Annotated in this window: 23 protein-coding genes; 17 read left to right on the top strand and 6 right to left on the bottom strand. The window is 71.9% G+C overall.

Features of this window, described 5'->3' with window-relative positions; genetic code table 11:
* Position 1 precedes the first annotated feature (1 nt).
* The 4 genes from ABD143_RS01560 (at position 2) to yhjD (ending at position 3,577) form a co-directional block, all read left to right on the top strand.
* The gene (locus ABD143_RS01560; RefSeq protein WP_343970043.1) at positions 2–1,048 is read left to right on the top strand and encodes a zinc-dependent alcohol dehydrogenase family protein; all 1,047 of its coding nucleotides are present in this window, start codon (positions 2–4) and stop codon (positions 1,046–1,048) included.
* 146 nt (positions 1,049–1,194) lie between these two features.
* Positions 1,195–1,377 (top strand): hypothetical protein, encoded by a 183-nt coding sequence (locus ABD143_RS01555; protein WP_343970040.1) that lies wholly within the window; start codon positions 1,195–1,197, stop codon positions 1,375–1,377.
* A 49-nt stretch (positions 1,378–1,426) separates the two neighbouring features.
* Positions 1,427–2,449: a tryptophan--tRNA ligase gene (gene trpS / locus ABD143_RS01550; protein WP_343970038.1), complete on the top strand. Its 1,023-nt coding sequence runs from the start codon at positions 1,427–1,429 to the stop codon at positions 2,447–2,449.
* Between the two features lie 75 nt (positions 2,450–2,524).
* On the top strand, positions 2,525–3,577 hold the full coding sequence (yhjD, locus tag ABD143_RS01545; RefSeq protein ID WP_343970036.1) for an inner membrane protein YhjD: 1,053 nt from the start codon (positions 2,525–2,527) through the stop codon (positions 3,575–3,577).
* A gap of 27 nt (positions 3,578–3,604) precedes the next feature.
* Here yhjD and ABD143_RS01540 read toward each other — a convergent pair whose 3' ends face one another.
* Entirely contained in the window at positions 3,605–4,282 is a 678-nt protein-coding gene (locus ABD143_RS01540) for a TetR/AcrR family transcriptional regulator (RefSeq protein ID WP_343970033.1), read from the bottom strand.
* A gap of 97 nt (positions 4,283–4,379) precedes the next feature.
* On the opposite strand from ABD143_RS01540, the gene ABD143_RS01535 reads away from it, so the two are divergent.
* From ABD143_RS01535 to ABD143_RS01510, 6 genes are all read left to right on the top strand, one after another.
* Positions 4,380–6,887, top strand: coding sequence for a beta-d-glucosidase (locus tag ABD143_RS01535; protein ID WP_343970030.1), 2,508 nt, complete (start codon positions 4,380–4,382; stop codon positions 6,885–6,887).
* Positions 6,884–8,554, top strand: a complete 1,671-nt coding sequence (locus ABD143_RS01530; RefSeq protein ID WP_343970027.1) for an ABC transporter substrate-binding protein — start codon at positions 6,884–6,886, stop codon at positions 8,552–8,554. Before ABD143_RS01535 ends, ABD143_RS01530 begins: the two co-directional genes overlap by 4 nt.
* 82 nt (positions 8,555–8,636) lie before the next feature.
* Entirely contained in the window at positions 8,637–9,719 is a 1,083-nt protein-coding gene (locus ABD143_RS01525) for an ABC transporter ATP-binding protein (RefSeq protein ID WP_343970024.1), read from the top strand.
* Complete coding sequence (locus ABD143_RS01520; RefSeq protein WP_343970021.1) at positions 9,716–10,696, top strand: ABC transporter permease; 981 nt, start codon at positions 9,716–9,718, stop codon at positions 10,694–10,696. The genes ABD143_RS01525 and ABD143_RS01520 overlap by 4 nt, the downstream gene beginning before the upstream one ends.
* 3 nt (positions 10,697–10,699) lie before the next feature.
* Positions 10,700–11,707, top strand: coding sequence for an ABC transporter permease (locus ABD143_RS01515; RefSeq protein ID WP_343970018.1), 1,008 nt, complete (start codon positions 10,700–10,702; stop codon positions 11,705–11,707).
* The gene (locus tag ABD143_RS01510) at positions 11,704–12,768 is read left to right on the top strand and encodes an ABC transporter ATP-binding protein (protein WP_343970016.1); all 1,065 of its coding nucleotides are present in this window, start codon (positions 11,704–11,706) and stop codon (positions 12,766–12,768) included. The genes ABD143_RS01515 and ABD143_RS01510 overlap by 4 nt, the downstream gene beginning before the upstream one ends.
* A gap of 13 nt (positions 12,769–12,781) precedes the next feature.
* On the opposite strand, the gene ABD143_RS01505 is transcribed toward ABD143_RS01510, so the two are convergent.
* Positions 12,782–13,951 carry a D-alanyl-D-alanine carboxypeptidase family protein gene (locus ABD143_RS01505; protein ID WP_343970014.1) on the bottom strand — a complete coding sequence of 390 codons (1,170 nt, stop codon included), beginning with the start codon at positions 13,949–13,951 and terminating at the stop codon, positions 12,782–12,784.
* Between the two features lie 535 nt (positions 13,952–14,486).
* On the opposite strand from ABD143_RS01505, the gene ABD143_RS01500 reads away from it, so the two are divergent.
* From ABD143_RS01500 to ABD143_RS01475, 6 genes are all read left to right on the top strand, one after another.
* Positions 14,487–15,608 carry a BMP family lipoprotein gene (locus tag ABD143_RS01500; protein ID WP_343970011.1) on the top strand — a complete coding sequence of 374 codons (1,122 nt, stop codon included), beginning with the start codon at positions 14,487–14,489 and terminating at the stop codon, positions 15,606–15,608.
* An 82-nt stretch (positions 15,609–15,690) separates the two neighbouring features.
* Positions 15,691–17,226 (top strand): ABC transporter ATP-binding protein, encoded by a 1,536-nt coding sequence (locus tag ABD143_RS01495; RefSeq protein ID WP_343970008.1) that lies wholly within the window; start codon positions 15,691–15,693, stop codon positions 17,224–17,226.
* A complete protein-coding gene (locus ABD143_RS01490) occupies positions 17,223–18,311 on the top strand; it encodes an ABC transporter permease (RefSeq protein ID WP_343970005.1) in 1,089 nt (362 codons plus the stop codon). Before ABD143_RS01495 ends, ABD143_RS01490 begins: the two co-directional genes overlap by 4 nt.
* The gene (locus ABD143_RS01485) at positions 18,308–19,573 is read left to right on the top strand and encodes an ABC transporter permease (RefSeq protein ID WP_343970002.1); all 1,266 of its coding nucleotides are present in this window, start codon (positions 18,308–18,310) and stop codon (positions 19,571–19,573) included. The genes ABD143_RS01490 and ABD143_RS01485 overlap by 4 nt, the downstream gene beginning before the upstream one ends.
* Positions 19,574–19,577: 4 nt before the next feature.
* A complete protein-coding gene (locus tag ABD143_RS01480; RefSeq protein WP_343969999.1) occupies positions 19,578–19,979 on the top strand; it encodes a cytidine deaminase in 402 nt (133 codons plus the stop codon).
* Between the two features lie 9 nt (positions 19,980–19,988).
* On the top strand, positions 19,989–21,269 hold the full coding sequence (locus ABD143_RS01475) for a thymidine phosphorylase (protein ID WP_343969996.1): 1,281 nt from the start codon (positions 19,989–19,991) through the stop codon (positions 21,267–21,269).
* A 90-nt stretch (positions 21,270–21,359) separates the two neighbouring features.
* Here ABD143_RS01475 and ABD143_RS01470 read toward each other — a convergent pair whose 3' ends face one another.
* Complete coding sequence (locus tag ABD143_RS01470; RefSeq protein WP_343969993.1) at positions 21,360–22,133, bottom strand: MBL fold metallo-hydrolase; 774 nt, start codon at positions 22,131–22,133, stop codon at positions 21,360–21,362.
* Positions 22,130–22,924: an alpha/beta hydrolase gene (locus ABD143_RS01465; RefSeq protein ID WP_343969990.1), complete on the bottom strand. Its 795-nt coding sequence runs from the start codon at positions 22,922–22,924 to the stop codon at positions 22,130–22,132. The genes ABD143_RS01470 and ABD143_RS01465 overlap by 4 nt, the downstream gene beginning before the upstream one ends.
* A 105-nt stretch (positions 22,925–23,029) precedes the next feature.
* Here ABD143_RS01465 and ABD143_RS01460 point away from each other — a divergent pair, with 105 nt between their 5' ends.
* On the top strand, positions 23,030–24,100 hold the full coding sequence (locus ABD143_RS01460; protein ID WP_343969987.1) for a GlxA family transcriptional regulator: 1,071 nt from the start codon (positions 23,030–23,032) through the stop codon (positions 24,098–24,100).
* A gap of 58 nt (positions 24,101–24,158) precedes the next feature.
* Here ABD143_RS01460 and ABD143_RS01455 read toward each other — a convergent pair whose 3' ends face one another.
* Together ABD143_RS01455 and ABD143_RS01450 are read right to left on the bottom strand one after the other, a co-directional pair.
* Complete coding sequence (locus ABD143_RS01455; RefSeq protein ID WP_343969984.1) at positions 24,159–24,845, bottom strand: transaldolase family protein; 687 nt, start codon at positions 24,843–24,845, stop codon at positions 24,159–24,161.
* Positions 24,842–26,377, bottom strand: a complete 1,536-nt coding sequence (locus tag ABD143_RS01450; protein WP_343969981.1) for a polysaccharide deacetylase family protein — start codon at positions 26,375–26,377, stop codon at positions 24,842–24,844. Before ABD143_RS01450 ends, ABD143_RS01455 begins: the two co-directional genes overlap by 4 nt.
* Between the last annotated feature and the right edge of the window lie 5 nt (positions 26,378–26,382).

Raw genomic sequence — 26,382 nt, 5'->3', positions numbered from 1 at the left:
CGTGCGAGCGGTCGTCTTCGACGCCTACGGCGGCCCGCTGACGATTCGGAAGGTGCCCGAGCCGGACTGCCCACCGGACGGCGTGGTGCTGGACGTGCACGCCACGGGCGTCTGCCGGTCGGACTGGCACGCGTGGCGCGGCCACGACCCGGTCGCGCTCCCGCACGTGCCGGGGCACGAGTTCGCCGGGGTCGTCGCGCGGGTGGGCGCGGACGTGCGGACGTGGCAGGCAGGCGACCGGGTGACGGCGCCGTTCGTCTGCGGGTGCGGCGTCTGCGCGTGCTGCCGGGCGGGCGACCCGCAGGTCTGCCCGGACCAGACCCAGCCCGGGTTCACCCACCACGGCTCGTTCGCCGAGCAGGTCGTCGTGCGCGGCGCCGACTTCAACCTGGTGCGGCTCCCGGACGGGATGGACTTCGTGGCGGCCGCCGGGCTCGGCTGCCGGTTCGCCACCGCGTACCGGGCGCTGACGGCGCACGGCCGGCTCGCGCCGGGCGAGTGGCTCGCCGTGCACGGCTGCGGCGGGGTCGGGCTGTCGGCGGTGCTGCTCGCGTCCGCGCTCCGGGCGCAGGTGGTGGCGGTAGACGTCTCGCCCGACGCGCTGGCGCTCGCGAAGGAGCGCGGCGCCACGGAGGTGCTGGACACGGCGCAGGACCAGGATCCCGCGGCCGTCGCCGCCCGCGTCCAGGAGGTGACCGGCGGCGGAGCGCACGTGTCCGTCGACGCCCTCGGCTCACCCGCAACGGCAGTCGCGTCGGTGCTCTCGTTGCGGCGGCGCGGGAGGCACGTCCAGGTCGGGTTACTGCTCGGGGAGGCCGCGACACCGCCGCTGCCGATGGACCGCGTGCTCGCGTGGGAGCTGTCGCTGCACGGCTCCCACGGCATCGCGGCGCACGAGTACCCGTCGATGCTCGACCTCGTCGAGCGGACAGGTCTGGACCCGGCGTCGCTCGTGGGACAGGTGGTCGGCCTGGACGAGGCCGGCGCGGCTTTGGCGGCGATGGACGGCCCAACCCCCGCCGGCATGACGGTGGTCCGCGTCCGCTGACCGCAACTCGCGCGCACTCACGCCCCGACTCGCGCGCACTCACGCCCCGACTCGCGGAGGTTCTGCCGTGATACCCGCGAGTCGGGGTCTGGGTGCGCGCGAGTCGGGGTCTGCGCGCGGGTGAGTTGCGCGCGTACGGTGGGGGCATGGGCGTTCTGGGTGAGCTCTTCCCCGGTCCGAAGATCCGTGACGAGTCGAGCGAGGCGGGCGACGGCGAGCAGTGGCAGCTCGGTCCGATCGACCTCGACAACCGCACGGTCCAGGTGCAGCGGGTGACCCCGGAGCCGCGGAGCGAGGAGCCAGAGCAGCCCGAGGACCCGGGCGTGTGACACTCGCCCGAGGCGCAATCCGGTCGCGGCGGCCTGGAACAATCGAGGCATGACCGCCGCCACCGACCGCCGTCCGCGGGTGCTGTCCGGCATCCAGCCGACCGCGGAGTCGTTCCACCTGGGCAACTACCTCGGTGCGGTCCGGCAGTGGGTCGCCTTGCAGGAGGACCACGACGCGTTCTACTTCGTCCCCGACCTGCACGCCATCACCGTCGAGCACGACCCGAAGACGCTCGCCGGCCGCACCCGCAACGCGGTGGCGCAGCTGATGGCGCTGGGCCTGGACCCCGACCGCTGCACGATCTTCGTGCAGTCCCAGGTGCCGGAGCACCCGCAGCTGTCGTGGGTGCTGGAGTGCCTCACGGGGTTCGGCGAGGCCAGCCGGATGACGCAGTTCAAGGACAAGTCGTCGAAGCAGGGGGCCGACCGCGCCACCGTCGGCCTGTTCACCTACCCGGTCCTGCAGGCCGCCGACATCCTGCTCTACCAGGCCGATCGGGTGCCTGTCGGCGAGGACCAGCGCCAGCACGTCGAGCTGACCCGCGACCTCGCGCGGCGCTTCAACTCCCGCTTCGGCAAGGCGCTCACCGTGCCGGAGCCGTTCATCCCGCCGGGCATCGCGAAGATCCAGGACCTGCAGGACCCCTCGGCGAAGATGAGTAAGTCGGCGTCGAGCCCGTCGGGCATCGTTGACCTGCTCGACGACCCGAAGGTCAGTGCCAAGAAGATCCGCTCGGCCGTCACCGATGCCGAACGCGAGATCCGCTTCGACCCCGAGGCCAAGCCCGGCATCTCCAACCTGCTGACGATCTACTCGGCGCTCACGGACCGCAAGGTCTCGGAGCTCGAGGCCGAGTACGCCGGGCGCGGCTACGGCGACCTCAAGAAGGACCTCGCCGAGGTCGTCGCCGAGTTCGTCACGCCGCTGCGCGAGCGGGTGCGCACATACCTCGACGACCCCGCCGAGCTGGACGCCGTGCTCGCCCGCGGCGCCGCCAGGGCGCGTGAGGTGGCGGGCGCGACGCTGGCCGACGTGCACACGAAGGTCGGGTTCCTGCCGCCCGCCCGATGAGGGTTCACTCTTGAGGGGGATCGGGAACGGGTAGACGCTCAGCGTCCTGCCGCCCAACCTTCTGAGGTGACCAGCGTGGCTGCGCCAGCTCCCGATGATGGCCTGAAAAAGGCCGAGAAGCCGTCGAAGCTCGCGCAGTTGCGGGAGCGCCACGAGTGGCTTGACCACGTGCTGCGGGCCGCCGCGCGCTACACCGAGCGGCACGGCGACCACTACGCGGCAGCCGTCACGTTCTTCAGCGTGTTATCGCTGGTGCCGCTGCTGATGGTCGGCTTCGGTGTCGCCGGGTACGTTCTGGCGTTCAACCCGGCGTTGATGCAGGAGCTGCGGGACGGCATCTCCAAGAACATGCCCGCCGGCCTCGACACGATCATCAATCCGATCATCGACCAGGCCGTCGCGTCCCGCGCGTCGATCTTCAGCTTCGGTCTGCTCGGCGCGCTCTACTCCGGCGTCGGGTGGATGACGAACCTGCGTGAGGCGCTGTCCGAGCAGTGGGCGCAGGTGCCGAAGACCCCGCCGCTGCCCAAGCGGCTGCTGTTCGACATGCTGTCGCTGCTCGGGCTGGGCGTCGCGCTCGTGGCGTCGTTCGCGATCACCGGGATCGCGTCCGGGTTCGCCGCCGGAGTTCTCGAGTTCTTGGGTCTCGCCGACGAGGGGTGGGCCCGGTTCATGCTCGGGGTTCTCGGGTTCCTGCTGGGCATCGCGGCCAACTGGCTGATCTTCCTGTGGGTGATCGTCCTGCTCCCACGCGAACACGCGACCTTCCGCAGCGCGGCCAGGGCGGCACTGCTCGGCGCGGTCGGCTTCGAGGTGCTCAAGCAGGTCATGCAGATCTACCTGAGCGTCGTGCTCGAGTCGCCCAGCGGAGCGGTGTTCGGCCCGTTGCTCGGCCTCATGGTGTTCGCGTACTTCGCCTCGCGCTTCGTGCTGTTCGTGACGGCGTGGGCGGCGACGGCGCGGGAGAACGAGCAGGAGGAGCCCGCCGAGGTGCCCGGACCGGCGGTGATCCGCTCCGAGGTGACGGTCCGTTCCGGCCCGACCGGCCGCACCGCGCTGGGCCTGCTCGGCGCGGGATTGGTGACGGGTCTGCTGAGCGCCCGCCTGCTGCTGAACCGCCGCCGGTGACGGCCCAGGAGCCGCGGATCCCGACCGTCAACGCCGTCGCGCCGTCGCTCTCGTCGATTCCAGGATCGCCTCGATTGCGAATGCCGTGCTGTCGGCCAGGTCGACAGCGTCCGGGTCGAGCAGCCACTGGTTCTGTAGCCCGTCCATCACGGCGATGATCGCGCTGGCCGCGCGTTCCAGCACCGCCTCGTCGACGTCGGCCGACTCGTCCCCGGCGTCGTCCAGCACCACCGCGCGCAGCGCCTCGGTGATCTCCCCCCGCAGCACCGTGAACCGGTTGCGCACCCAGTCGCTCGCCGGGTGGCCCTCGGTGACGGCCTCGCCGGTCAGCACCGAGTAGGCCTGCACGATCCCGCGGCGCTCGGCGTTGAGCCGTGCGGTCAGTCGCAGGTGGCGGAAGAGGTCGATCCCGCCAGGGATGTGCTGGCCCTCGAGGTGCTCGACGTCGACGCGGTCGCGGAACTCCAGCGCCGCGATGAGCAACTGGTCCTTCGAGCCGAAGTGGTGCAGCACGCCGGCGTGGGTGATCCCGACCTGGTCGGCGACCTCGGCGAGCGAACCGTTGTGGTAGCCCTTCGAGCCGAACGTCCGCAGCGCGGCCCGCAGGATCTCGTCACGCCGCTGCGCCGTGCCTGCTCGGGGCCGGTGAACCCGTCCCCCACCCCCGGCGGACGGCTCCGGAATTCCCGTTCTTGCTCCGGTCATGAGCGCACGATACTGTGACCGCGCTTGGTTACTGACAAGTCAGTAAGTGTTCTGAGCCACTCTCCCCGCGAGATCCGACAACGAAGACGGAGCTGCGTTGACGCTCACCAGCACGACGCCACCCGCAGCCGGCGACCCCGTGCTGGAGCACCTCGTCGCCACGCTGACCGTGGAGGAGAAGGTCGCGCTCGTCATCGGCACGGGCATATGGACGACTGCCGCGGTCCCCCGCATCGGGCTGCGCGCGATGGTCATGTCGGACGGCCCGGCAGGCGTGCGCGGTCGGGGAGCGGACCCGGACGAGACCTCAGCGTCCTTCCCCGCGCCGAGCGCGCTCGCCGCCACGTGGGACGTCGGGCTGGCCGACCGGGCCGGCGCTCTGTTCGCCGCCGAGGCCCGCCGCCACGGCGTGGACGTGGTGCTCGCCCCGCAGGTCAACCTCCAGCGCACGCCAGTCGGTGGGCGGCACTTCGAGTGCTACTCGGAGGACCCGCTCCTGTCCGGCGAGATCGCTGCGGCGCTCGTCGAGGCGGCGCAGGAGCGCGGCGTCGGGATGTCGGTCAAGCACTTCGTCGCCAACGACTCGGAGACCGAGCGGACGAGCTACGTCGCCCGGGTCGACGAGCGCGCGCTGCGGGAGTGCTACCTCGCGCCGTTCGAGCGGGTGGTGCGCGGCTCGGGTGCGTGGAGCGTGATGGGCGCCTACAGCGGGCTGGACGCGTTCGGCCTCGCGGCGCCGGTGCTGGAGCACGCGCCCCTGCTGCACGGACTGCTCAAGGACGAGTGGGGTTTCGACGGCGTGCTGGTCAGCGACTGGGTCGCCACGCAGTCCGTCGGCCCGGCCGTGCGCGGCGGGCTCGACCTCCAGATGCCGGGACCGGACGGGCCGTGGGGCGACGGGCTGCTCGCCGCCGTCCGCTCCGGCGAGGTGCCAGCCGAGCTGCTCGACGACAAGGTGCGTCGGCTTCTCCTGCTGGCCACGAGGGTCGGCGCACTCGGCGCGCAGGGCGAGTCGCCGGCGCCGGCGGCCCCGGCCGCGGAGCCGTTCCTGCGCGAGCTGGCGGCCCGGGCGACCGTGGTGCTCAAGGACGATGCGGGGCTCCTCCCGCTGCCGCTGGCAGAAGGCGCCACGGTCGCACTGCTCGGCCCGGCCGCGACGCAGCCGTTCACACAGGGCGGCGGGTCCGGCTACGTGCGCCCCGACCGGGCAACCGACCCCGCGGGTGCGCTGCGCGACGCGCTCCCGGCCGGCGTGCGGCTGGTCGTACAGGCCGGGGCGCGGGCGCGGCTCACCCCTCCCCCGCTCGACGTCGCGGGCCGCTGCGCTGACCCGGTCACCGGCGAGCCGGGCGTGCGCGTCGAGCTGCTGGACGCTGCGGGCACGACCCTCGATACCTGGACCGACCCCGCCTGGAACGGCTGGCTGCAGCACGTGCGCCCGGACGCCGTGACGGCTCGGCTGACCGCGGCCGTCCGGCTCCCGGAGCCGGGCGAGCACGAGCTGGGTGTCGGCACGGTCGGCCGCCACGAGGTGCTGATAGCCGGGCAGCTCGCGTCGACATCGGCGGCCGAGGTGGACGAGGGCGTGATCCTCTCCTCCGGCCACAACCACCCGGTCACGCCGGTGGTGCGGGTGAGCGGCACGGGCACGGCGGAGCTGCGGGCGGAGCTGCAGGTCGTGCACCCGGTCGGCTACGCCTCGTTCGTGCGGGCACTGCTCGCGCACCGCCTGCCGGGGCCGACGGCCGAGGACGAGATGGCCGCCGCGGTGGCGGAAGCGGCCGCGGCGGACGTCGCCGTTGTGGTGGTCGGCACCACCGAGGAGGTCGAGTCCGAGGGCTTCGACCGCCGGGACCTCGACCTGCCCGGCAACCAGGACGAGTTCGTCCGGCGCGTGTGCGCGGCGAACCCGCGCACGGTTGTGGTCGTCAACGCCGGGGCTCCCGTGCTGCTCCCGTGGCTCGCCGAGGCGCCGACGGTGCTCTGGGCGTGGCTCGCCGGGCAGGAGTGCGGCACGGCGCTGGCCGACGTGCTGCTCGGCGTGACTGAGCCGTCCGGGCGGCTGCCCTGGACGCTGCCCGCGCGCGCCGAGGACGTCCCGGTGCCGCACGCGGTGCCACGCGACGGCGTGATCGAGTACGTCGAGGGCCTGCACGTCGGCTACCGGTCGTGGGAGAAGGACGGGCGCGAGCCCGCCGCCTGCTTCGGCCACGGCCTGGGCTGGACGACGTGGAGCTACGAGGACGTCACCGCCGAGCCGGCCGAGGCCGGCGACGTCACGGTCACCGTCACCGTGCGCAACACGGGAGCGCGGGACGGCCACGAGGTCGTCCAGGTGTACGTGGAGCCGCCCGCGGACCCCGGGGGTCCGGAGCGGCCGGTGCGCTGGCTCGGCGGGTTCGCCGCCGTGCATGTGCCTGCGGGGGCGTCCGCACGCGTCCCTGTCCGGGTGCCGCGGCGCGCCTTCGAGGTGTGGGACCCCGCTGCCGGCGGGTGGTTCGTCCCGGCGGGTGAGCACGTCCTGCGTGCCGGTCGCTCGGTACGCGACCTGCGGCTCATATCGAAAGCACCGCTCGACCAGTCCAGTGCGAGGAGGAACAGGTGAGATTTTCGAAGCTACGGACCGTCGCCGTCGGTCTGGCGGCCACGGCGCTCGTTCTCAGCGGTTGTTCGGCAGGCCCGCCGGCCGGGGGGTCGGGCGGGGGCGGGGGCGGCGGCCCGCTGACGATCGGAATGCCGAACGGGCCGCAGACCAACAACTCCAACCCGTTCCTCAACACGTCGTCGGCCCGCTCGCTCGGATACGCGTTCGCCATCTACGAGCCGCTCGCTCAGGTCAACGCGGTGCGCCCGAGCGACCGGCCCACGCCGTGGCTCGCGACCGCGTGGGAGTGGAACGCCGACTCGACGGCGGTGACGCTCACCGCCCGCGACGGCGTGACGTGGTCGGACGGGCGGCCGTTCACCGCCGAGGACATCGCGTTCTCGCTCCAGATCCGCAAGGACAACGCGGCGCTCAACGAGGACGCGCTGCCCTTCGCCGAGATCACCACCTCCGGCAACACGGCGACCGCGACGTTCACCTCGCCCCAGTTCGTGAACCAGAACAAGATCCTCAACCTGTTCGTCGTGCCGCGCCACATCTGGCAGAACATCGCCGAACCGACCACCGACCTCAACCAGCAGCCGGTCGGCACCGGCCCGTACGTCCTCGACTCGTGGACGCCGCAGGCCGTGCGGCTCGTGCCGCGCCAGGGATACTGGGGCGGGCAGCCGCAGGTCCCCGAGCTGCGCTACACGTCCTACAACGACAACGACGCCCTCACGAACGCGCTCGTCTCCGGCGACGCGCAGTGGGGGTGGACGTTCATCGCCGACATCGACACCGTCTACATCGGGGCCGACCCGGAGCACCACCACTTCATCGCGCCGTCCGGGCTCGCGGTCGACGCGCTCTTCCTGAACGCCGAGCAGGCCCCGTTCAACGACGCAGCGGTGCGCAAGGCCGTGGACATGGTGGTGAGCCGCGAGGACGTCTCGACGCTCGCCACGTCGGGTGCGTTCGACCCGCTCACCAACGTGACGGGCATGCCGATGCCGGCCGGTGACGACTACGTCGCGGGTCAGTACGCCGGGCGGGCCTACGAGGTGGACGTCGAGGGTGCGCGGCGGGTGCTCGCCGACGCCGGGTACGTGCTCGACGGGCAGACCCTGCGCGATCCTGCGGGCAACCCGGTGGAGTTCACGCTCGTCGACCCGGCTGGCTGGTCGGACTACCTGACGTCGCTTCAGCTGGTGGCCGACGCCGTCGCCCAGCTGGGCATCACCGCGCGCGTCGAGACGATGAACACCGACGCCTGGACGAACGCGGTGAACCAGGGCGACTTCCAGGCGACGCTGCACTGGACCAACGGCGGCTCCACGCCGTGGGACATGTACTCCAACATGTTCGACGGGGCGCAGTACCGCCCGCTCGGCGAGACCGCGACCTGGAACTACGGGCGGTTCCAGAACGCCGAGGCGACGCAGGCGTTCGCCACGTACGCCTCCGCATCCGACGCCGCGGCTCGTGAGGCGGCGCTGCACACCATCCAGCGGATCTTCGTCGAGCAGGCCCCGGCGATCGCGATGATCTCCCGGCCCAACGCGGCGGAGTACTCCACACGCAACTGGACGGGCTGGCCCACCGAGGCCGACCTGTACTCGTCGCCGCAGCCCACCGGGCCGCAGGCGTCGATGATCCTGATGCGGCTGCGGCCCACCGGGTCCTGATCGAGCGGCTCCCGGGTTGCATCTGCGGCGGCCCGGGAGCCGCGCTCCACCCCTTCTCCTCTTCTTCTGGATCCGGTGACCGATGACCGAGCTCGCCGATCCGGCCCCACCGCCCCACGCCGACACTTCCGGTGATGTGGTGCTGGCGGCGGCCGGGCTGACCAAACATTTCTCCGTGGGCGGCCGCCGCGGTGCTGCGGTGCACGCCCTGGACGACCTCGACCTCGCCCTGCGCGCCGGCCAGGTGGTGGCGCTCGTCGGCGAGTCGGGGTCGGGCAAGTCCACCGCGGCCCGGCTGCTCGCGCGGCTGCACCTGCCGACGCGGGGGAGCGTGCTTCTGCACGGCGAACCCGTGACCGCGCGCCGCGGGCGGGCGTTCCGGGCGTACTGCCGGCGCGTCCAGATGATCTTCCAGGACCCGTTCGCCTCGCTGAACCCCGTGCACACCGTGCGGTACACGCTCACGCGGTCGCTGCGCATCCATCGGCCCGAGCTGCACGGGGCCGAGCGGGAGGCCGCGCTGCGGTCGCTGCTCGACCGGGTGCAGCTGCGGCCCGACCGGTTCGTCGACAAGTTCCCGCACGAGCTGTCGGGCGGGCAGCGCCAGCGGGTTGCCATCGCGCGGGCGCTCGCGGCCGAGCCCGAGGTGCTGCTGGCCGACGAGCCGATCTCGATGCTCGACGTGTCGATCCGGATCGGCATCCTCAACCTGCTGCGCGACCTGCGTGACCGGCTCGGGATCGCGATCCTCTACATCACCCACGACATCGCGTCGGCTCGGTACTTCGCCGACGAGATCCGGGTGCTCTACGCGGGCCGGGCCGTCGAGAGCGGCGACGCCGAGTCTGTGACCCAGCGCCCGGCGCACCCGTACACGCAGCTCCTCGTGCGCTCCGCGCCCGACCCGGACCAGCTTGTGGGGGAGCGGCGCACCGCGACATGGAGTTCTGGGGCGCGCGGCGAGCCGCCGAACATGGTGCGCCCGCCAGCAGGCTGCCGGTTCCACCCGCGGTGCCCGTTCGCCACGGACCTGTGCCGCACGTCCGTGCCCGCGCTGACCGGCATCGGCGCCGGCCGGAGCGTCGCGTGCTGGGGCTACGCGGACCCGGACGAGCACGCCGGGCTCCCGGATCTCGGCGCGGCCCGCCAGGAGGTGGCGGCGTGAGGTTCGTGCTGCGCCGCGGTGCCTTCTACCTCCTGACGGCGTGGGCGGCGATCACCCTCAACTTCCTCATCCCGCGGATCATGCCGGGCGACCCCGTGCAGGCGCTGATCAGCCGCTACCAGGGGCAGATCAACAGCGACTCCATCCAGGCGCTCTACGTGCTGTTCGGGCTCGACCACGAGGCGAGCATCTGGAGCCAGTACGTCGAGTACTGGGGCCAGCTCTTCCGTGGCGAGCTCGGCCTCTCCTTCACCTTCTTCCCGACGCCGGTCAGCGAGGTCATCTCCCAGTCGCTGCCGTGGACGGTCGGGCTGGTCGGGGTGGCGTCGGTTGTCAGCTTCCTGCTCGGCTCGTTCATCGGCGTGCTGATCGGCTGGCGGCGCGGCACGTGGGCCGACGGGGTGCTGCCGGTCACCGCGTTCCTCTCGGCGGTGCCGTACTTCTGGCTGGGGCTGATCGCGATCGCGGTGTTCGCCGTGGCGTGGCCGATCTTCCCGGTCTCCGGCGGATACGACGGCGGGCTCACGCCAGGGCCCTACCCCGAGTTCGTGCTGTCCGTGCTGGAGCACTCGGCGCTGCCCGCGATCACGATCGTGCTCACGTCGGTGGCGGGGTGGATCCTCGGGATGCGCAACATGATGGTCACGGTGACCTCCGAGGACTATGTCACGGTTGCGCAGGCCAAGGGCCTCTCCGAGGGCCGGGTGATGCTCGGCTATGCCGCCCGCAACGCGGTGCTGCCGCAGGTCTCCGGGTTCGCGCTGTCGCTCGGGTTCATCGTCTCCGGGACGCTCGTGATGGAGAAGGTCTTCTCCTACCCGGGGGTCGGGTACCTGCTGTTCCAGGCGGTCGGAGGCAACGACTACCCGCTCATGCAGGGCATCTTCCTCATCATCACGCTCTCGGTGCTCGTGGCGAACATGCTCGCCGACGTCGCGTACGTCGTGCTCGACCCACGCACGCGACAGGAGGCCTGAGCAATGTCCGCCCTTCCGGTCGGCGCCGACACCGTGGTTGCGGGTGAGCCGGTCGCCGCGACCCGCAGGCGCCTGGTGTTCCTGCGCAACGCGAAGTGCATCACCGGGCTCGCGATCCTCGCCGGGTTCGCCGTGCTCGCGGTGGTCGGCCCGTGGATCGCCCCCTACGACCCGAGCGCGATCTCCCGCGACGTGCTGCGGCCGCCGAGCGGAGCGCACTGGCTCGGCACCACCCACGCCGGGCAGGACGTGTTCTCCCAGCTCCTGGTGGGGACGCGCGGCGTGCTCGTGGTCGGGCTCGTCGCCGGTGTCGGGGCCACGGTGCTGGCGGTGCTCGTGGGCGTCAGCGCGGGCTTCCTCGGCGGGCTCGCCGACGAGGTGCTCTCGGCGCTGTCGAACATCTTCCTCGTCATCCCCGCGCTGCCGCTGATCATCCTGATCACCGGGCAGCTGCCGGAGGCGGGCGGGTTCACGGTCGCGGTCGTGCTCGCGGCCACGAGCTGGGGCTGGGGTGCCCGGGTGCTGCGGGCGCAGACGCTCTCCCTGCGCCGGCGCGACTTCGTCGAGGCGGCACGGGCGAACGGCGAGTCGACGTGGCGGATCGTGTGGTTCGAGACGCTGCCGAACCTCACGGCGGTGATCGCGTCGAGCTTCGTCGGCACGGTGACGTTCGCGATCCTCTCCCAGATCACGCTCGCGTTCATCGGCGTCACGTCGATCTCGGACTGGAACTGGGGCACGGTGCTGTTCTGGGCCCAGTCCAACCAGGCGCTGGCCCGCGGTGCGTGGTGGTGGTTCGTGCCTGCGGGGCTGTGCATCGCGCTGCTCGGCACGGCGTTCACACTGATCAACTTCGGGATCGACGAGTTCGTGAACCCGCGGCTGCGCTCGGTCGGGGTGAGCGCGCGGTCCATGCGGAAGCGGGGAATCGCGCCGCGGATCGGGTTCACGCCGGTCGTGGCCCCCGCACGGCCGGCCGCTGCGAGCAAGGTCGAGGAGACCGTCTCATGACCGCCGACATCCTGTCCTCCCCGCCCGCCACTGCGCGGTCCGGCCGCGCGCTGATCCTCGAGATCCGCGACCTGCACGTCGACTACGGCTACGGCGCCGACCCGGTGCACGCGCTCCGCGGCATCTCGCTGACCCTGCGGGAGGGCGAGGTGCTGGGGATCGCGGGGGAGTCCGGCTGCGGGAAGTCGACGCTCGTCTACGCGGCCACCCGGCTCCTGCCGCCGCCGGGACTGATCACAGGCGGCGAGGTGCGCTACCACCCACCCGGCGACGCCGATCCCGTCGACATCCTCCGGCTGCCGGAGGCGGAGCTGCGGGCGTCGCGCTGGCAGGACACGGCGATCGTGTTCCAGGGCGCGATGAACTCGCTGAACCCCGTCTACCGGGTGGGACGTCAGCTCACGGACGCCATCGCCGCCCACCGCCCCCGGTCGACCCGGGCCGAGCGCGAGGCCAGGGCGCGTGAGCTGCTCACGATGGTCGGCATCGCACCCGACCGGATCCGGGCGTTCCCGCACCAGCTCTCCGGCGGCATGCGCCAGCGCGTGATGATCGCGATGGCGCTGGCGCTCGAACCCCGGGTGCTCATCCTCGACGAGCCGACCACCGCGCTGGACGTCGTGATGCAGCGGCAGATCCTCGAACAGATCATGGACCTGCGCGACCGCCTCGGCTTCGCGGTCGTCTTCATCACCCACGACGTCTCGCTGCTGATCGAGGTCGCCGACCACATCGCGATCATGTACGCAGGGGAGATCGTGGAAGAGGCGGGCGCCGACGACATCTACCGGCGGCCCCGCCACCCTTACTCGGCGGGGCTGCTGCAGTCGTTTCCGCCGTTGCACGGCCCGCGCCGCCCGCTCGCGGGCATCCCAGGCTCCCCGCCGGACCTGCAGGCGCTGCCGAGCGGCTGCCCGTTCCGCACCCGCTGCCCCCACACGATGCCGGAATGCGCGCAGGTACACCCCAGGCTCGCCCCGCCAGGGGCAGAGCGAGGGAGACGCGTGGCCTGCCTGTTGCACGACGGATCCCATGAGGTGCCAGGCGCACTGGGCGCCTGATGCCGAGTAAGGGTCAGCGGCGGGAACGGCGGAACATCGCGACGCCGCCCACCACCATCGCCGACAGCGCAATCGCACTCAGGCCGATCGGCACGACCTCGGGCGGCACCGGCGTTGAGTGGGACGTCGTGGGCGCCCCCGAGCCGCCCGCTGCCGCGACGGCAGCCGGTGGCACCGGTGCGGCCACCGGTGGCACCGGTGCTGCGTCCACGAGCTCGCCGACCGGCGCGCGCTCTGCGGGCACCGCGAAGCCCCAGTCGAACAGCGCTGTGGCCTGCTGCCACATCGGCTCGGGCGACTGCTCGCCGCGCACCATCGCCACCACCAGTCGCCGCCCGTTGTGCTCGGCCGCCCCGACGAGGGTGTGGCGCGCGGCATCGGTGAAGCCGGTCTTGCCGCCGATCGCGCCGGGGTAGCGGGCGAGCAGCTTGCTGCTGTTGTGGAGCACGAAGCCGGGGTGCTCGCCGTAACCGGGGAAGTCGATCGAGCGGGTCGCGATCGTCTGCGCGAAGAGCGGCTCCCGCATCGCCGCCCGGAACAGGAGCGCCAGGTCGTAGGCGGACGACGACATGCCGGGGCCGTCGAGCCCTGATGACGTGGCCGGCCGGGTGTCGAGAGCGCCCAGGTCGTGGGCGGTCTCGGTCATGGCGGCGAGGGTGGCCGCGTCGCCTCCGAGGGCGCGGGCGAGCGCCTCCGCGGTGTCGTTGCCGGAGTTCAGCAGGAGCCCGGCCAGCAACTGGCGGACGGTGTACTGCCCGCCCGCGCCGATGCCTGCCTTGCTGCCCTCGATCGCCTCGTCCTGGGCCGTGCCTGCCACGACGGCATCCGGGTCGAGACGCCGGACGGCGACGAGCGCGGTGAGCACCTTCAACGTCGACGCCGGCCGGTGCCGCGCGTGCGGCGCTCTGGCGGCGAGGACGGCGCCGGTGTCGAGATCGGCCAGCACCCAGCCCGCCGCCGTGACGTGCGGGGCGCCGGTCGTGCCGACCTCGTCGCAGGCGCCCATCCGCGGCCCGCCGATGGGCTCGTCGGGCCACGGGACGGGAGCTGCGGCCGGGCCGTCGACCTCGTCCGCGGCGGCGGGCGGCGGGGGCGCCTGCTGCCCGCCGCAGCCGGTGGGGGACGCGGCGACACCGGGCACGACGAGTGCCGCCAAGAGCGCCACCACCCCGGCCCACCGCACACGTCGACGATACGACTGTGATCACCGATAGGGCGGGGCGGCTACCGTTCCGCGATGGACGGGCCCCGCGAGTCGCTGCAGAAGTGCGCGCGAGTCGGGGGCTGAGTGTGGCTGAGTTGTGGTGCGCCGCTCGCTATGGCTGGAGGCGGCCGCCGCGGCACTCCGGGCTCCACTCGCCCTTCCGCGTGATGTCGGTGATCAGCGTCCACTCCCGTTCCGGCGTGGTCGCGATGATCGTTTCTGCCTCGTCCATCTGGTTGCCCCGTTCCGCTCCGCGCCCGCCGTGATCAGGGCCGATGCCTCGACGGGTCAACGAGTGGAAGCTACTCACGGGTATGGCGGTGGTCGCGGGACGTGCCCATTCGGCCACGACTGGTGACATTCTGCTCACGCAACGGAGCCGACGATTCGGTCACGCCGCCGCTTCGGCCATGTGAACGCCGCGATCTCTCGGTTACGGTTCCCCACCGTCGTGCTGGCCGTGATCGTGCCGGCCGGAAAAGAGAGGTCTTCGGTGCGGATCAGACGAGGATTCGTGCTGGCAGCAGCCGTGCTGACCAGTGCACTGGTGATGGTGGGCTGCGCCCGTGACACCGGAACGCCCCAGCCGGGCGCAGCAGGTACGGGCACCGGGTGCGAGCGCAACGCTGCTCCTGCGGTGGCCGGCGGTGCCGCGAACACCGCGGCGCCCCTGCCGAACGCGGACGCGAGTGGCCTCAAGGTCGGGCTGGCGTTCGACATCGGCGGCCGCGGCGACGGGTCGTTCAACGACTCGGCCGGCGCCGGTCTCGACCGCGCGGTGAGCGAGCTGGGCCTGCCCAAGGCGAGCACCAAGGAGCTCACAGCCGCCCCGAACGAGAGCGAGGACGCCGCCGCCACGCGCCTGCGCCAGCTCGTCACCGAGGGCTACAACCCGATCATCGCCGTGGGCTTCAAGTACGCCACCGCGCTGGAGACGGTCGCGACGGAGAGCCCGAACACCCAGTTCGCGATCGTCGACGACAGCTCGGTCGACCTGCCGAACGTCACGCCGCTGGTCTTCGCCGAGGAGCAGGGCTCGTTCCTCGTAGGTGCGGCCGCCGCGCTCAAGACGCAGTCGTGCAAGATCGGCTTCGTCGGTGGGGTGGAGCAGCCGCTGATCCAGAAGTTCGAGGCGGGCTACATCCAGGGCGCGAAGGCCGTGGCACCGAACATCCAGGTCGACGTCGACTACCTCACCCCCGCCGGTGACTTCACCGGGTTCAACGACCCGGCGAAGGGTCAGGTCGTCACCACCGGCCAGCTCGACGGCGGCGCCGACGTGATCTACCACGCCGCGGGCGGCTCCGGCCAGGGTGTCTTCCAGGCGGTCAAGGCCGCGGGCAAGTCGGCCATCGGCGTCGACTCCGACCAGTACAACATTCCGGCGTACACCGGCGTTCGCGATGTGATCATCACGTCGATGCTCAAGCGCGTGGACGTGGCGGTGTTCGACTACATCAACGCCTCCGCCGCCGGCAACCTGCAGTCGCTGCCGACGGTGTTCGACCTGAAGGTCGACGGCGTCGGCTACGCCACCACGGGCGGGAAGATCGCCGACATCACCGCGGACCTCGACGCCTACAAGGCCGCGATCATCAACGGCGACATCACGGTCCAGTCGACTCCGTCGTCCTGACCGTCGGGCACGATCGGGGGGCCGGACCCGCAGCAGGGCCCGGCCCCCCGCTCCGCGTCCACCCGCGAAAGGTTCTCCAGGAATGGCCGGACCCGAGGCCGAGTACGCCGTCGAGCTGAGCGGTATCACCAAGCGGTTCCCCGGTGTGGTCGCCAACAGCGACATCCACCTGGCGGTGCGCCGCGGCGAGGTGCACGCCCTGTGCGGGGAGAACGGCGCCGGTAAGTCGACGCTGATGAAGATCCTCTACGGCATGCAGGCCCCCGACGAGGGCACGATCGCCGTCAACGGGGAACCCGTGCGCTTCCGCTCCCCGGCCGACGCGATCAAGGCCGGGATCGGGATGGTGCACCAGCACTTCATGCTGGCCGACAACCTCACCGTCGCCGAGAACATCCTGCTGGGCGCCGAGGCGGTGCACGGTATCGGCGCCGCGGCCCGGCGGCGGATCGCGGAGCTGGCGCGCACCGTCGGCCTCAACGTGGCTCCTGACGTGCTCGTGGAGCGTCTGGGTGTCGCCGACCGGCAGCGCGTCGAGATCGTCAAGGTCCTCTACCGCGGGGCGCGGACGGTGATCCTCGACGAGCCGACGGCGGTGCTGGTGCCCCAGGAGGTCGACGAGCTGTTCTCGACCCTGCGCGCGATGCGGGCAGCGGGCTACACCTTCATCTTCATCTCCCACAAGCTCGATGAGGTGCTCGCCATCGCCGACACCATCACGGTGATCCGCAGAGGGACGTCCGTGGGCACGGCCGACCCGAGGTCGGTCACCAGCCGCAGTCTCGCCGAGATGATGGTCGGCAGCGAGCTGCCCAGCCCGGAGACGCGCGAGTCCACGGTCACCGACCGCGAGGTGCTCCGCGTGGAGGGGCTGGACCTGGCAGGCGACGGCGGCGGGCGGCCGTTGCTCTCCGGAGTCGGCCTCGTGGTGCGCGCCGGGGAGGTGCTCGGCATCGCGGGCGTCGAGGGCAACGGCCAGACCGAGCTGGTCGAGACGATCATGGGGATGCGCCGGGCCGGCGGGGGCCGGATCGTGCTGGCGGGCAAGGACATCACCCGCGCGCACACCCTGGAGCGCCGCGAGGCGGGAATCGGCTACGTGCCCGAGGACCGCACCCGCCACGGGCTCCTCGCCACCCAGCCGCTCTGGGCCAACCGCATCCTCGGCTACCAGAGCCGCAGGCCCGTCGCCCGCGGCGGGTTCCTGGGCCTCCTCGACCGGGCGGCCGCGCGGCGCGACACCGAACGCATCGTCGCCGAGTTCGACGTGCGGACGCCCAGCGTCGACGTACCGGCCGCGGCGCTCTCCGGCGGCAACCAGCAGAAGCTCGTGGTCGGGCGGGAGCTCTCCGGCGACCCGGTGCTGCTCATCGCGTCCCACCCCACCCGCGGCGTCGACGTCGGGGCGCAGGCCGGGATCTGGGAGGAGCTGCGCAGGGCTCGCGCCCGTGGCCTCGCCGTGCTGCTGATCAGCGCCGACCTCGATGAGCTGATCGGCCTGTCGGACTCGATCAAGGTGATGTTGCGCGGGCGGCTGGTCGCCGACGCCGACCCCGCCACCGTCACGCCCGAGGAACTGGGAGCGGCGATGACCGGCGCGGACGGACAGGCCGCATGACCCGCCTGCGCACCATCCTGCTGCCGCCTGCGCTGGCGATCGTCTTCGCGGCGCTGCTGTGCGCGGTCGCTCTGCTCATCAGCGGCGACTCGCCCATCACCGCACTGCGCGTGATGATCGGCCAGATCGGCGAGGGCACCACCGCGATCGACATCGTCAACAGCGGCGCGATCTACTACCTCGCGGCCCTCGCGGTGGCGATCGGCTTCCAGATGAAGCTGTTCAACATCGGCGTCGAGGGCCAGTTCCGGCTCGCGGCCTGCGCGGCCGCGATCGTCGGGGGCGCGCTCGTCCTGCCGCCCGTGCTGCACACGATCGTGATCATCGTCGTCGCGGCGCTGGTCGGGGCGCTCTGGGCGGGCATAGCAGCCGTGCTGAAGGCCTACCGGGGCGTCAGCGAGGTCATCTCGACGATCATGCTGAACTTCATCGCGACCGGTCTGATCGCCTTCCTGATCCGTCCCGACTCGTTCGGCGTGTTGCAGGGCAACAACATCTCCACCAACCCCATCGAGCCGAGCGGACAGTTCCCGGGTATCCCGTTCGGGTCCAGCGGCACGCTCTTCGGGATGGTGTTTCTCGCCGCGGCACTCGGCCTCGGGTACTGGTTCCTGCTGAACCACACCCGGTTCGGGTTCGAGCTGAAGGCCTCCGGCGAGTCCCCGACCGCCGCCACCGCAGGCGGCGTCAACGCGCGCCGCATGGTGATCATCGCGCTGGTGCTGTCCGGGGCCGTCGCCGGGCTGGTGGGCCTGCCGGAGCTGTTGGGCCGCGACGTCGCCTACACCCTCACCTCGCCGCAGGGCTACGGGTTCACCGGCATCGCGGTCGCGCTGCTCGGCCGCAACCACCCGTTCGGCATCGCGCTCGGCGCGCTGCTCTGGGCGTTCCTGGACAAGTCGGCGCTGGCCCTCGACAACGTGGGTGTGCCGCGGGAGATCGTGCTGATCATGCAGGGTTCCGTCGTGCTGTCCGTCGTCGTCGCCTACGAGATCGTGCGCCGCTACGAGCTGGCCGCCGAGCAGCGCCGGGTGGCCGCACAGCTACGGGAACCTGCCCCTGCGCCCGTGGAGGTCTCGTCATGACGACGACGAGCACACCGCTGGTCGCCCCGCCGGCGGCCGGGCAGACCAGGCGCGGGCTGCCGCGCTGGATCGTGGCCGCGGGCATCGTCGCGGTCGGGATCGGGGTGCTCACGCTCACCACCACCCTGACCGGGCAGGTCCAGCTCACGTCGCGAGGCACCACCCAGGCGGCCGTGCTACTCCTGCTTCCCATCCTGCTCGCCGGGCTCGGCGGCCTCTGGTCCGAACGCTCCGGGATCATCAACATCGGTCTCGAAGGCATGATGATCCTCGGGACCTGGGGCGCCGCTTGGGCCGGCTACCAGTGGGGACCGTGGGCCGCGGTGATCGGCGGCACGATCTTCGGCGCGCTCGGCGGGCTGTTGCACGCCATCGCCACCGTGACGTTCAACGTGAACCACATCGTCTCCGGTGTGGCGATCACGCTGCTCGGCATGGGCGTGACGAAGTACCTTTCGACGCTGCTGTTCTTCCCGGTGTCGCACAACCCGCGCCAGTCGCCGCATGTCGAGGGCTTCCAGACGTTCTCCGTCCAGCCGCTCGCGGACTGGCTCGCCCAATTGGAGTCCCAGCAGCGGGTGCTGCTGTCGGACATAGCAGGGATCCTCGGTGGCCTGGTGAGCGGGCTGACGCCGCTCGTGATCGTCGCGTTCGCGCTCGTGCCGATCAGCTACTTCGTGCTCTGGCGCACCCGCTTCGGGCTGCGGCTGCGCTCCTGCGGCGAGAACCCGGTCGCCGCGGAGTCGCTCGGCGTCAACGTGTTTCGGTACAAGTACGCCGCCGTGATCATCTCCGGCGGGCTGGCAGGCCTGGGCGGTGCGGCTCTCACGCTCAACCCCGGCCAGCTCGGCTATCTCGAGGGCCAGACCGGCGGGCGCGGCTACATCGGCCTCGCCGCGATGATCTTCGGCAACTGGCGGCCAGGTGGCCTGCTAGCAGGCTCGGCGCTCTTCGGCTACGTCGACGGCGTGCAGCTGCGCGCGGGCGGCGAGGCCGTGCACGCGCTGCTCTACGGCACCTCGATCCTCGCGCTGATCATCGCCGTGCTCTGGGTGGCCCGCAGGCGCTGGATGCCCGCGCTGTTCGCCCTGGGCGCGGGGGCGGTCGTCTACGGCGTCTACATGGTGATCCCCGAGGTCCCGCGGGAGTTCGCCTCCTACGCGCCGCAGCTCGTGACGCTGCTGGTGCTCGCGGTGGCGTCGCAACGGCTACGCCCACCGGCTGCCATCGGCGTGGAGTACCGGCGGGGAGAAGGTGACTGAGTCGTTGACTTCAAGGACAGATTGGGACGCTCTGCGGTCGGCCGCCGTCGAAGCAGCGGCCACCGCCTACGCGCCGTACTCGAACCTCCAGGTCGGCGCCGCCGCCCTCTGCGACGACGGGCGGGTCGTCACCGGATGCAACGTCGAGAACGCCTCGTACGGACTGGGGCTGTGCGCCGAGTGCACGATGGCCGGGCAGCTGCGGCTGACCGGCGGCGGCCGGTTCACGGCCGTGGCGTGCCGCTCGGGCACCGGCGAGCTGCTCATGCCGTGCGGGCGCTGCCGGCAGGTGCTCTACGAGTTCGGCGGGCCGGAATGCCTGCTCGACACACCCCACGGGATCCGCCCGTTGCGGGAGATCCTCCCCGACGCCTTCGGTCCGGAGCACCTCCCGGCCCCGACATAGGGTCGGCCCATGCACTCCGCCGTTGACGTGATCCGCGCCAAGCGCGATGGCCACCGTCTCTCCGAGCAGCAGATCGACTGGGTCGTCGACGCCTACACACGCGGCGATGTCGCCGACGAGCAGATGGCAGCGCTCGCGATGGCGATCCTGCTCAACGGCATGGACGCCGACGAGATCGCCCGCTGGACCCAGGCGATGATCGACTCCGGGGAGGTGCTCGCCCTCGGGGACGTCGGGCGGCCGCTGGTGGACAAACACTCCACGGGCGGGGTCGGCGACAAGATCACGCTGCCGCTCGCGCCGCTCGTCGCGGCCTGCGGGGCGGCGGTGCCGCAGCTGTCCGGCCGCGGGCTCGGGCACACCGGCGGCACCCTCGACAAGCTGGAGTCGATCCCCGGCTGGCGCGCCGCGCTGTCGCTGGAGGAGATCGCGGCGCAGCTCGCCGACGTCGGAGCGGTCGTCTGCGCCACCACGCCGACGCTCGCGCCCGCCGACCGCAAGCTCTACGCGCTGCGCGACGTCACCAGCACCGTGGAGTCGATCCCGCTGATCGCGAGCTCGATCATGAGCAAGAAGATCGCCGAGGGCACCGGCGGGCTCGTGCTCGACGTCAAGGTCGGCTCGGGTGCGTTCATGAAGACCGAGCCGCTGGCCCGGGAGCTCGCCGAGACGATGGTGCGGATCGGCGGCGCGCACGGCCTCGCCACCACCGCGCTGCTCACCGACATGTCCGTGCCGCTCGGCCGGGCGATCGGCAACGCGCTCGAAGTCGCCGAGTCGGTGGAGGTGCTGCAGGGCGGCGGCCCGTCCGACGTCGTGGAGCTGACGGTGGCGCTGGCGCGGGAGATGCTCGCGCTCGCCGGGATCACCGACGTCGACCCCGCGCAGGTGCTCGCGTCCGGCAAGGCCTACCCGGTGTGGGAGCGGATGATCGCCGCCCAGGGCGGGGACCCGAGCGCCGACCTGCCGGTGGCGAAGCACGTGGAGGAAGTGGTCGCCGACCGCTCGGGCGTGCTGGCCCGCCTCGACGCGTTGGCGGTCGGGGTGGCCGCGTGGCGGCTGGGCGCCGGTCGCGCCCGCAAGGAGGACGCCGTGCAGGCCGCAGCCGGGGTGCGGCTGCTCGCCGGGCTGGGCGACGAGGTCGAGGCGGGGCAGCCGCTGCTGGAGCTGCACACCGATACGCCCCACGCCGTCGAGGGCGCCCGCGCCGCGCTCCACAGTGGGCTGGAGATCACGGCGGAGCGCCCCGCCCGCGGCCCGTTGCTGCTGGACACGATCAGGGGCGCGTAGCCCAGCGGGGCGGCCGGCCGCGACACCGTCGGATCGGCGCTACCGGGGCCGGTCGATGGCCCCGGTCGCGCGAACCGATCTGCAATCCGATCACTCGATGTGGGCAGGCTCGCCGATCGGGAGCCAGCGCACGGAGCGGCGGACCTCCTCGGGGGCGTTCTCGATCGCTCGCTCAGCGGCGACCCGACCGTCCTTGAAGTGGGACCAGCCCTCGTAATGCACCGGGACCACGACCCGGGGACGGACGACGGTCAGCAGGTCCACCGCACGCCGAGCGGTCAACGTGTAGCGCACCGGCCCGGTGATCGGGAAGCGCACGCCGCCCATGTGGACGATCGCGACGTCGACCTGCAGCCGACCGGCAACCGCTTTCAGGCCCCGGTGTAGCACGGTGTCCCCGGTGATCCAGAGAACCCGACCGTTGCAGCGCAGCATGAACCCGACCACGTCGCCGACGATCGTGCGGGACAGCGGGGGTCCGTGCCGTGCCGGGGTGGCGGTCACCTCGATCGAAGGCTTTCCGGGCGCCTCGAGAAGGCTGCGCGAACCGGCGGTGAGGCCGCGCGCATGCGAGAGGCCGAGTCGGCGGGCTCCGCTCACCGTGGTCAGCACTGCGCCGGCGGACGGGAGCAGCGCCCGCCCGGCGGCGTCGAGGTTGTCGCCATGGTGATCGTGGGTCAGCAGTACCGCGTCGATCGGCGCCAGGTCGGCTGCAGCCACCGCCGGGCCGGCGAGCTTGTTGGAGGAGGTGCCCCAGCCGAAGCGGTAGTGACCTTCGGCCGGGTCGAACGTCGGGTCGGTGAGCAGGCGCCAGCCGCCGAGCTCGACCAGTACGGTCGGTCCGCCGATATGCGTGACGATCAACGAGCGTGCTCCACGGCCCAGTTCAGGACGTCGTCGGCAATCCGCTCCGAGCCCTTCTGCGCGGGCAGCAGGTGCGCGTATCCCTCATACTCCTTGATCTCGGTGATCGTGTTGGACTGGTAATGCTTGGCGTTGGACCGCTGGACCGCCGGCGGCATGAGGTGGTCCTCCGAACCCGAGACGAACAACAACGGTGCTCGCTTGTCGTTGTGGTAGTCGACCCAGGTGTCCTGGTGCCCGGGCTGGAAGTTGGCGAGGACGCTTCCCCACAGGATCCCGCCGTTGGCAGGGACGTGATAGCGCTCGTAGAGGACCCGGGCCTCCTCTTCGGTGAACGTGTTCGTGAACGCGTACTTCCAACCCTCGAAGTCAAGCCCGACGGCCTTGTGCCGGTTTGCCGGGCTCTTCAGAACCGGGAACGTCGACTTCACTTGGGACAGCGGCACGACCCGCACCCCCTCGGTCGGCGCCGAGTTGAGCGCGACGCCCGCGGCACCGTAGCCGCGGTCGAGCAGGATCTGGGTGAACGCGCCACCGGCGGAATGACCGACGATGATCGGCGGTGTGTCCAGCTCGCGGATCGTTCCCTCGAGCTTCTCGATGATCGCCGGGACGGTCACGTCGACGATGACCTGCGGGTTGGCCCGCAGCGCCTCGACCTCGACCTCGAAACCCGGATACCCGGGAGCCAGCACCCGGTAGCCCTTGGCCTCGTAATAGGTGATCCAGTTCTCCCAGCTCCTGGGGGTGACCCAGAAGCCGTGGATGAGAACGATGGTGTCCGGTGCCATGGTCGTCCTTTCGGGCTCGTTGGCCATCAGTGTCGAACGACCGCCGGCGCCCCGGCGCCACGCTGCCCGTCATACTTCGGACAGATCGGGCCAAGGAGGAGCAAGGTGGGGCGCCATCGCGTTGCGATCGTCGTGCTGAGTGGGACGTTCGTCCTCGACCTCGCGGTCGCGGCGCAGGCGTTCGGCCGTCGCCCCTCGGTGTTCGCGAAGATCCGTCATGAGCCGGAGACGCCGTACGACATCGTGCTCTGTGGACCCACTGCGGCGCCGACCTCGCTCGGCTTCACGATCGGCGACCTGAGCCCGGTCGAGTGGATCGCCGACGCCGACACCGTCGTCGTGCCCGGTCTCGAGGAACCGTGGGCGCCCCAAGACCCGACACTCCTGTCGGCCGTGGCGAAGGCCGCCGAGGCGGGGGCACGGCTGGTGTCGCTGTGCGCGGGGGTGTTCGTTCTCGGCCAGGCCGGAGTACTCGACGGCCGCCGTGTCACCACGCACTGGGCGCTCGCCGATGAGTTTCGCGCGGCGTTCCCGCGCGCCCATCTCATGGAGGACGAGATGTACGTCGACGACGGCCAGATCCTGTCGTCCGGCGGCATGCTCGCGGCCGCGGACCTCTGCCTGTACGTCCTGCGGCAGGACCATGGCCAGGCGTATGCCAATGACGTGTCCAGGGTGCTCATCAGCCCGCCACACCGCGCCGGCGGTCAGGCGCAGTACGCCAAGGCCACCACCCGGCCACTGTCGGGCTCGCTGTCACCCGTCATGCACTGGCTGATCGAGAACATCGCCGAGCCGCTGACGCTGCAGCAGGTGGCGGCGCGGGCGAACATGAGCCCGCGGACGCTGGAGCGGCGGTTCCGAACCGAGACCGGTGACAGCGTGGCGGGCTGGATCGCGCGCCGGCGGGTCGAACGCGCACGGGAACTGCTGGAGAACTCGAATCTGACGGTGACCCAGGTGGCGTATGCAGCCGGCTTCGGCTCGACGCAATCGCTGCGTCGGCATTTCGTCAGCCGGATCGGCGTCAGCCCGCGCGACTACCGCGACACGTTCCGCTCAACCCCTGAGCAGTCCCGAACAGTCGGCCGGCCCCAGCAAGGTCCGGCGGGGACGCCCGCGTGCGACGCGGGCCCGGACGCTCGGCGCCCGGGCCCGTTCTCGTTCATGCATTGACGGCGGGACACCAGTGTCCCGGCGGATCACTTCCGGTTGTGAGCCCGCTGCGGCTCGGTCAGCGGCCCGACGTCGCGAGCTCGTCGAGCGCTTCGGCGAAGGCGTCGACTGCTGAGTCCGTCAGCGGGTGGTTCATCAGGCCCGCGATCACCGGCCATGTGGTCGTCACCCCGGCCGCGCCGTCCACCACGGCCTGTACCGCCTGCTCCGGCGACTTGACGCTGGCAGCGAGGATCCGGAGCCCGGGCGGCGCGACGGCGGCCAGCCGGGGCACCACCGGACCAGCTCCGGGGTCCAGCCGCGCGGCGCGGTCGACGTAAGGGATCAGCCAGCGCGCCCCGGCGGCCGCGGCGGCGAGTGCCTGGCCCGGGGAGTACACCGCCGTGAACGCCACCTCCCGCCCGGCCGTCACCAGCCGGGCCCCCAGTGCGTAGAACCACTCCTGGGCCGGGAGCTTGAACACGACCCGGTCCCGGTACCGGCCGATCAGCTCGTCGACACGGCGGACCTCGGCCTCTGCCTCGCCGGGATCGCGCGCCGTCAGCTGGTAGAAGACCGGCCCGTCGCCGAATGTCGCGAGCAGTTGGAGCAGGTGCCCCGGCTGTGCCTCGCGGGGCAGCGCCATGATCGACGGGTTGGTCGTGATGCCGCTGACGATCCCGGACGCCGCGGCCCGGCGGGCCTCGCCGAGGTCGGCCGAGTCGAGAAAGAGGAGCGCAGGCTCACGGTTGTGCGGGGTGGTCATCGAGTTCCTTCCAGTACCAGTTCTCTACCGGGGACCACCGGATACGCGGTCCCGTCGAGCACGACCTTCGACGTTGTGGCGCTCGGCTCGACGACAATCGTGACGCCGTCGCGCTCACCCGCCGCGGTCTTCAGCTCCAGCACTCCGGTGGCGTCGTCGTAGGCCGCGGCGAGGCGCATCTGCTCACGCCGCTGCCAGAACGCCGCGTACTCGCCGAGCGTGCGGACAGCGAGCCCGGCGGCTCGCGCGAGGGCGGCCAGCGCGGGCACCACGACGCCGGCCATCTGGCCGAGCACCTCCGGGTGGCCGTAGATGTGCACCGGGCGGCCGAGTGCGATCTGCCGGCGGGCCACGGCCTCGTAGTAGGCCGCGGTCTCCGCCGCCCCGAGCGGGGCCTCGCCGGTCTCGTCGGCCCAGCGCCGGGCCCGCTCGGGTGAGTACGGGTGCACCGGCACCTGCAGGAGCCCGGAGCTGTCGCGGAACGGCAGCGAGTCGAAGTCCAGGCCGAAGTCCGACGAGTACGGGTAGCCGAGGGTGCGCAGCGCCGTTCCGAGCGCGGGGTTCCACAGCCCGCGGGGTGCGACGAACGACCGGACTGTGCGGCCCGTCCGCTCCTCCACCCATGCGGCGCCCGCCCTGAGGTTGCGCAGGTTCTCATCGACCGTGTCGAACGCCGTGTGCACGTCCGCGTGCTGGCCGACCTCCACCGCCGCCGGCCACTCCTCCGGCAGGCCCGGGTGGGCCCGGCACAGGTCGGCGTTCACGAAGAAGGACGCCGGAAGGTCGGCGGCTGTGGTCGCGTCGAGCAGCATCTGCGTGCGGGGCGCGAACGCGCCGTCCACGTCGACGCGCACGATGAGCACCGAGGGTGCGCCGCCCGGGTAGCGGCCCAGCCGCACCAACGGCAGCCCCGCGCGCCGGAACCCCGCCCGCAGCAGCGCCAGCAGCGTGTCGGCGACGTCGGCCTTGTCGATCGCGCTCACTCGCTCGGTCACGAGTGACAGTTCGCTGAAGCGCCGCAGGCGGTCGCCCTCGGCCATCAGCAGCTCGGTCAGCGCGACGGGCGAGTAGAGCAGCGTCCCGCGCCCGATGCCGTGCGTCGCGAGCACGGGCAGCACATCCGGGTCACTGTCGTACTTGGGGACGCGGTCCTCGTGCACTCGGAAGCTACCGGCGCCCGGTCGGGCGGGGTGGGTCCCGCGGGGAAGCAGCGTGACCGGACCGGGCGCGGCGGCCCAGCGTCCACCGGGTGTGGTGAACCCGCTGATCACCGCCCGCACCCGCTGAGCGAGGCCGGGTTCGTGGTCTGGCAGGGCCCGCGCCCCGCTGAGCACCCCGACCCCGCCCGCGCGGATGTGCTCGGCGGCCCACTCGGGCAGCTCACCCTCGCCGAGGAGCAGGGCGCTTCCGGGCAGGTCGGCCGCGGATGTCGCGAGGTGGTGCGGCACGCCCTCCTGGTCGAGGATCCGCTGCCAGCCGCTGCCCGATGCGGGATCGCGGGGTGCGAGCAGAGCGACGCTGTATGACGGCACGCCGG

Origin of the sequence: Pseudonocardia aurantiaca (genome assembly GCF_039526725.1) — a bacterium.
Lineage (GTDB): Bacteria > Actinomycetota > Actinomycetes > Mycobacteriales > Pseudonocardiaceae > Pseudonocardia > Pseudonocardia aurantiaca.
Note: the sequence above shows the minus strand (reverse complement) of the source record. Positions and strands in the feature narration are given on the sequence as shown.